5 protein-coding genes and 1 pseudogene are annotated in these 7,169 nt (G+C 49.7%); 4 read left to right on the top strand and 2 right to left on the bottom strand.

The annotated features are described in order from the left end of the window. Positions 1–36 precede the first annotated feature (36 nt). A pseudogene (locus H8876_RS03590) lies at positions 37–468 on the top strand (fructose-bisphosphatase class III); the annotation flags it as partial. A gap of 393 nt (positions 469–861) precedes the next feature. Here H8876_RS03590 and H8876_RS03595 read toward each other — a convergent pair. Beyond that, entirely contained in the window at positions 862–1,470 is a 609-nt protein-coding gene (locus H8876_RS03595) for a Maf family protein (protein ID WP_283241745.1), read from the bottom strand. A 95-nt stretch (positions 1,471–1,565) separates the two neighbouring features. On the opposite strand from H8876_RS03595, the gene spoVAC reads away from it, so the two are divergent. From spoVAC to spoVAE, 3 genes are read left to right on the top strand one after another with little or no spacing between them, the layout of a single operon-like run. After that, positions 1,566–2,060 (top strand): stage V sporulation protein AC, encoded by a 495-nt coding sequence (gene spoVAC / locus H8876_RS03600; RefSeq protein WP_249286563.1) that lies wholly within the window; start codon positions 1,566–1,568, stop codon positions 2,058–2,060. Positions 2,061–2,101: 41 nt separating this feature from the next. After that, positions 2,102–3,277 carry a stage V sporulation protein AD gene (locus H8876_RS03605; protein WP_249286564.1) on the top strand — a complete coding sequence of 392 codons (1,176 nt, stop codon included), beginning with the start codon at positions 2,102–2,104 and terminating at the stop codon, positions 3,275–3,277. Further along, positions 3,274–3,630 carry a stage V sporulation protein AE gene (gene spoVAE, locus H8876_RS03610; protein ID WP_465250727.1) on the top strand — a complete coding sequence of 119 codons (357 nt, stop codon included), beginning with the start codon at positions 3,274–3,276 and terminating at the stop codon, positions 3,628–3,630. Before H8876_RS03605 ends, spoVAE begins: the two co-directional genes overlap by 4 nt. A 219-nt stretch (positions 3,631–3,849) precedes the next feature. On the opposite strand, the gene H8876_RS03615 is transcribed toward spoVAE, so the two are convergent. Continuing rightward, positions 3,850–7,026 (bottom strand): transglycosylase domain-containing protein, encoded by a 3,177-nt coding sequence (locus H8876_RS03615; RefSeq protein WP_249286565.1) that lies wholly within the window; start codon positions 7,024–7,026, stop codon positions 3,850–3,852. Positions 7,027–7,169 lie beyond the last annotated feature (143 nt).

Raw genomic sequence — 7,169 nt, forward strand, 5'->3', positions numbered from 1 at the left:
AGATGTGTATAAGAGACAGACACCGTTCCGTATTATAAATTGATCAACCGAAAGGATATCTGCGAGAAGATTCTGGCAGAATTCGGCCTGGATCCGAAGACTTCTCATATCCTGAACGGTCATGTACCGGTAAAGATCAAGGATGGAGAAAGCCCGGTAAAGGGAGAAGGCAAGCTGTTCATCATCGACGGCGGTATCTCTAAAGCGTATCAGAAGCAGACCGGTATCGCAGGATATACCTTTATCTTCAACTCTCGCTTCATGGCACTGGCGGAGCACAAGCCGTACAGTCCGCTGCAGGAGGATGGAAGCCAGGTGTTCCACACTCCGGTGCTTCGTACGGTAAAGACGCTGGAAAAGCGTATGCTGGTGCGGGATACAGATCAGGGTGAAGAACTTCAGCAGGAAGTAGAAGAACTGAAAGAACTGGTCAAGGCTTATCGTAATGGTGATCTGAAGGAACAGTAGGTCGAGTAGATCGCCGGGCTGATGTGAGAGCCTGAGATTGTGACTGGTTTGGGTGTGAGAGCTTGAAATTGTGATTGGCTTGGGTGTGAGAGCCTGAAATTGTGATTGGCCTGGGTGTGAGAGCCTGAAATCGTGATTGGCCTGGGTGTGAGAGCCTGAAATGAAATCGACCTGGATGCAAAATCCTGACGGAATAAAAACTGAAAAAAGAAAAACTGCATTGCAGCAGACGGTCTGAAAAGACGGAAGCTGGATGCAGTTTTTTGTTGTCTGAAATTGCCGGAAGCAAGACCAACTTGCCTGAAATTGCCGGAGAAAAGCCCAACTTGCCTGAAATTGCCGGAAGCAAGACCAACTTGCCTGGAATTGCCGGAGAAAAGGCAAGCGGTTTCGTCAATCTAAAAATTTCTCGACACGATACCAGGGCAGACCTACGATGTTATCCCGGTCGCCTTCGATGTGATCCACGTATTTCCCGAATGTTCCCTGGATGGCATAGCCGCCGGCTTTGTCATATGGTTCCCTCGTATTGACGTAAGCCTGGAGCTCTTCATCGCTGTAGTCTGTGAAGTACACCGTGCTTGTGTCATAAAAACAGGTTTTGCTGCCTGTTTGAAGATCGATCACGCAAACACCTGTTATAACGTGATGTGGGTTTTTGCGAAGCATTCTTAGAGTCTGGAAAGCTTCCTCTCTGCTCTTTGGTTTGCCGATAATCTTGTCATCAAAAACGACAATGGTATCAGCTGCGAGAATATGTGATGGTTCGCCTTTTTCTCTGCAAAGAAGAGGATGCTCCGGATTTGCCTGAGCAATGACTTTTCGCTGGTTTCCTGCGTGGAGCGCCTTTTTTAGTGCCAGATACATGACTGCGATCTGTGGTTCCATAGGAAACGGCAGCGTCTCGGATACGTCGGATGGCTGGATGATGGGATCCAGTCCATGCTGTTTTATCATCTCGATCCGTCGCGGGGACGAAGAGGCTAAAATAATTGTTTTCATGGCATGATTATACCACAAATGGTCATACTAAGGCATAGAAGAATGGGATTTTGAGAAGAAATCTTCAGAGAGAAAATTTTGCGGGAGCACGGGAAATGAAACAGGATAAAAGAAACCATGCGGGAGCACCGGACGATCCTAAAATGAAAAAGGAAATAGCGAAGGCTTATGAGAATTACAGCAGCCAGTTTACGCCAAAGCCTCGCTATTTCATGAATGCAGCGAGAGCGTTTATGAGCGGCGGGAGCATCTGTGCAGCTTCTCTATGGCTGGAGGAATGTTTTATTGGATGGGGATTTTCGGATAAGACTGCTGCGGTCTGTGTGGTGATGATCCTGATCATGGCGGCGCAGCTTTTGACAGGGCTGGGACTTTTTGATTCTATTGCAAAGTTTGCCGGTGCGGGCGTCGTGGTGCCTATCACGGGGTTTGCCAATTCCATGGTGGCACCGGCCATCGAGTATAAAAAAGAGGGAATCGTCCTGGGAGTGGGAGCTAAACTGTTTTCACTTGCCGGGCCGGTGCTGGTATGCGGCATTACTTCATCTATGGTGATCGGGATCGTGTACTGGATCATGGGGTTGTTTTAGAGAGAATACCTGAGGCGTGAGGCGAAACTAGGGAGTGCAGGATGCCGAAGAAAAAAGGAGACGGAGATATGAGGGCGAGAAAGCAAACGCTGAAATTCCGCAACAGACCGTATATCATAAGTGCTTATGCCATAGGCGGAAAGAAAGAAGGGGAAGGCCCCCTTCACGACTGGTTTGATGAGTGTCTTTCTGACGATACGTATGGGGAAAACACCTGGGAAAAATCGGAGAGCAGGATGTTGAAGACTGCGATGACGGAATGCATGCGAAGAGGCGGCAAAACGACAGAAGAGATCGGTGCAGTGCTGAGTGGGGACCTGCTCAATCAGCTGATGTCATCATCATTCATGGCGAGAGACCTGCAAATACCTTTTCTGGGCATGTACGGTGCTTGTTCCACGATGACGGAATCTTTGATGCTGGGTGCTGTGCTTACGGATGGTGGTTACAGTGATAATGTCATGATCGGGGCATCAAGTCATTATTGTACAGCAGAGCGGCAGTTCCGCCTGCCGCTCGAACATGGAAACCAGAGGCCGCCGTCGGCACAGTGGACAGCGACGGCGGCCGGAGCGATGCTTCTAAGTCGTGGAATTGAGGGGAACAGCCGGGATGGCTCTGGAGGAAAGGAAAGAGGCAGAACGAAAAACACTGGAACGGAACTGCGGATCGACGGTGCCGGAAATGTCTATGCGCAGCGTCAGATCCGCATCGAGTGTGGAACCATTGGGAAGGTGATCGATGCAGGTGTGAAAGATTCCAATCAGATGGGAAGCGCCATGGCTCCCGCGGCAGTGGATACGATCCTGACTCATCTGGAGGAAACAGGGAGAACACTGGATCACTATGACCTGGTATGTACAGGAGATCTGGGATTTATCGGCAAAAGTATCGTTCGGGATCTGCTTGAGGATGCAGGCGTGAGTCGAAAAATGATCGCGGATGTATATGATGACTGTGGTGCGATGATCTATGCACCGGAACAGGATATCCACAGCGGAGGCAGTGGCTGTGGCTGTTCTGCATCTGTCTTCGCCGGATATGTGTACCGGAATATGAAGGAAGGCAAAATAGGGCGGGCGTTGATCGTTTCCACAGGAGCTATGCTTTCGACGATCAGTCCATTCCAGGGGGAATCCATCCCGGGGATCGCGCATGCGATTTCGCTGGAGTCGGTTTCCGGAATAATGGATAGACAGAAAGGATGCAGGAAATGATGACATATTTATACGCTTTTTTGATCGGTGGCGGGATCTGTGTGATCGGTCAGATCTTGATGGACGCCACCAAACTGACAGCACCGAGAGTACTTGTGATACTGGTGACAGCAGGGGCGCTGTTGCAGGCATTTCACCTGTATGAACCTCTGGTGAACCTGGCGCAGACAGGTGCACGGGTGCCATTGCCCGGATTTGGATATTCTCTGGCAAAAGGTGCGATGGAAGGTGCGAAGGAAAATCTTCTGGAGGCCGTTACAGGCGGGATCAAGGCTGCTGCAGGCGGAATCACTGTAGCGATCGGATGGGGGTATTTGATCGCGCTTGTTTTTAATCCCAAGTCGGTTCGATGAGGGGATTTGTGCGCAGGGCTGCCTAGTAGATGAGGGGCTGCCGGACTGTCGGGGATAAAGGGCAGCCGGTGTATGCAGGGCTGCCCGGGAGGTAAGAGGTGCCCAGGAGATGCAGGAGCAGGGATGTCAGTCTGCCGGCGGTTACAACAAAGGCCCCGGGGTCGAAAGACCGCGGGGCCAGGGTTTGTGTATCTAGTTGTTATGCTCTTCACCGCTGCCTTATGGAGCAGTTGTCGCGTGCGATTCCTGTGTTGTTGGAGGATTGGTCGTTGGTGCCTTTGTCGTAGCCTTTGTGATCTGTTCCGTCGTATTCTCCACTACGGAGCTTGCAGTCGTTTCGTCTGCTGAGTCACCGGTCTTGGTGAGAGATGTCTTGGAGTAAGTACCATCTACATAATATTCGCCATTTACGTTCTTAACGTTGCTAGGCTTTTCGCGGAAGGATGCTGTCGGCAGATCTGCACAAATTCGACTCATCATGTTTTTCCAGAAAGTTGCCGAAGCACTACCACCGTCGTTGAGCTTGATATTGATATCGTTACCCATCCAGACTCCTGCAGTGTACTGCGGTGTGAATCCTACGAACCACAGGTCGTACTTGTCAGTTGTCGTACCAGTCTTACCGCCGGATGGCTGGTTGCTGATCCGTGCGTTCTTACCAAGACCTTCTGTAACAACACTGTGAAGGATGTCTGTCATGATCCATGCAACACCTTCATCGTATACGCGTTCTTCTTCAGCAGTCTTCTCGAAGAGTACTTCGTCGCTCGAATTGAGGACCTTCGTGTATGCGATCGGCGTCTTATAAACACCGCCGTTCGGGAAGATGGCGTATGCTGCTGTCATTTCCATCGGGGAGATACCGTTGGTCATACCGCCCAGCGCCAGAGCTGCTGCATTCAGGTCGTTTACATCGCCTTCTTCATCGACTGTTGTGACACCTTCTTTTTTCAGCATGGATGCGGAGTATTCTGCACCAATCTGCTGGAAGGTTTTAACGGAGCAGGTGTTTACCGACTGCTGTACTGCATGTCTTAATGTCATCTGACCTTTATAACCGGAGTACCAGTTCTTCGGCCAGGCTTTCCCGTTGTTCTTCACTGGTGCATCGTTGATGACGCTTCCAGCTGTGATATAGTCTCCCCAGTCACTTCCGTCACTGTTGTTAAGCTTCATCTTTTTATTATCCTGTGCATATTCATAACTCATCTGCAAAGCAGGACCGTAGCTTGCGATCGGCTTGATGGAGGATCCAGGCTGACGTGCGCTGGTCGCTCTGTTGTAAAGCTGTTTGCCCTTGGCACCACGGCCACCCATCATGGCTTTGATCTCACCTGTGGAGTTTTCCAGCACCACGGTAGCAGCCTGTGGCTGACGGACCTTCTGCTTGATGCTGTAGTTGTTGCTGGAAACTACCAGATTATCGCCGTTTGCAACAAAGAACTCAGGATAGTCCTTGAAGAACTTTGCAGAAATCACGGCATTGCCGCTGCTGTCTCTTGTCGTATATCCCTGCGGGATGGAAAGTGCACCACTTTCGATGAAGTAGAATACATTTCCTTCCTGCGTGTACATTCCCTTGAACTGGATGCTGACATCCGCCTGTCCGTTGACTTCGGTGTCGTAGATGTCCAGACGTTTCTTTGCATAAATCGTAAGGCTGCCGTCAGCGTTTTTCTTGTACTCGTCGCTTGACAGAGTGAATTCTCCCTTATCGTTTATGTAATAGGAGTAAGGCCGCAGCATCAGTGTGCCGTTTTTGGTCAGGATGTTGTTGTTCTTATCTTTTCGGACGGAACGGATGCCGGAGTAGTTGCTGTCTTTGGCAAATTCGTCTTCTACGATATTCTGGATATCGGAGTCCATCGTGGTGTAGATCTTCAGTCCATTGGTGTAGATCATATCTCGCGCATCAGCACGGCTGATCCCGTATTCCGACACGATGTCATCGGTCAGCTGATCAATGGCGTAATCGGTAAAGTAGGAAGATTCATCTGCGCTGTCAGAAACGCCGACTTTGATATGGTTCTGCAGGTCGTCATTCAGTGCGTCGTCTCTGGCACTGTCGGAAATATAACCTTCTTCTGCCATGTTTTTCAGTACGGCGTCACGTCTGTCCTTGGAGATCTCTCCATTGTACAGATACGTAACGGAATCCGTGCTGGAAATCACCGGCAGTCCCGATGGATTGGATCCGTCGTAAATCGCCTGTACCAGCGCATACGAAGTTGGGGACTTCGGAAGCGCTGCCAGGGATGCGCATTCTAGCGTGTCAAGATCTTTGGCATCCTTGGAGAAATATGCCTGGGATGCAGCTTCGATCCCGTAGGAATTGAATCCCAGGGAAATCGTATTCAGGTAAGCTTCCATGATCTGCTTCTTGGAAAGGTTCTTCTCCAGGATGATGGTGTAATAAGCTTCTGTGATTTTTCTGCTCATGGAGCGCTGACTCTTGATGTCGGACAGATATACGTTTCTGGCTAACTGCTGGGTAACCGTACTGGTACCGCTGATCTGTCCGCCGCCAAAGATACTGTCTTTTACTGCGCCCACCAGTCTGATATAGTTGAAGCCGCTGTGTTTCCAGAACTTCTTGTCTTCGATGGAAACGATGGCATTGACCATGTCTTCAGGAATCTCATCATATTCCAGAATGGTTCGGTTTCCTTCGGAGAAATAGAGGTTTTCAATTTCGTTTCCTTCTGAATCGTACATCGTAGAGCGCTGCGACAGCATGCTGTAGATGTCGTCTGTGTTTACATTGGAAGTAGATGTAGTAACCAGGATAACACCGACGTAAACGCCAACTCCCATAATGAGTGTCAGTATTGCGGTAAGTCCCAGTTTAACGATCTTTTTCCAGGTGCTCTGAGGTGGCATCGGTTTTCTCGGACCGCCGCCTCCATGCTTCCCGAAACCTGCTTTTTTTTCGATCGCTTCCAATTTATGCTGTGCATTCCTTACGTGCGGGTTGTTAGTGATCTTGTCGCGTCCATTGTGCGATGCACCTTGACGTGGATTAGCGCTGCGCCGTGCATTGCCGCTTCTCATGTTGGTTGCAGACGCACGGGATGACTGTGCATTGTAGCTGTTCTGATTTGCAGCAGGTCTTGCAGCTCCAGGATTTCTGGAGGCTGTGCCGTTTCCCTGATTTCTATGTACAGTAGTCCTCTGTCCCTGCGGCCGCTGACTTTGTGGTCTTTGACCTTGAACTCTCTGTCCCTGCGGACGCTGCGGCTGCGATCTGCGAGGGGCTGGTGATGAAGAATTTCTGTTGCCGGCTGGATTCGAAGGCCGTCTTTGCTGAAGCGCGGAAGGCTGGTCGAACTTGGCGAAAAATTCATCTATGTCATCTTTGTTATTATTGAAGTTATTATTTTTGTAGTTGTCTGCCAAAATACTTTCCTCCTGTGAACATAATCATCGTAATTATACCATAGACCGGGAAAAATTAAAAGAAAAACGGGGCGCTTTACAAAAACAACACAATGGAAAATAATGGACGATAACAAGACCTTCGTTGGTGATGTGTGGAAAGT

The organism is Lentihominibacter faecis (assembly GCF_014306095.1).
In the GTDB taxonomy this organism is placed as follows: Bacteria; Bacillota; Clostridia; order Peptostreptococcales; family Anaerovoracaceae; genus Lentihominibacter; species Lentihominibacter faecis.

Bases quoted from the DNA above. Each gene is read 5' to 3' on its own strand.
- H8876_RS03595 (WP_283241745.1), bottom strand. From the start codon at position 1,470: ATGAAAACAATTATTTTAGCCTCTTCGTCCCCGCGACGGATCGAGATG.
- spoVAC (WP_249286563.1), top strand. From the start codon at position 1,566: ATGAAACAGGATAAAAGAAACCATGCGGGAGCACCGGACGATCCTAAA.
- H8876_RS03605 (WP_249286564.1), top strand. From the start codon at position 2,102: ATGCCGAAGAAAAAAGGAGACGGAGATATGAGGGCGAGAAAGCAAACG.
- spoVAE (WP_465250727.1), top strand. From the start codon at position 3,274: ATGATGACATATTTATACGCTTTTTTGATCGGTGGCGGGATCTGTGTG.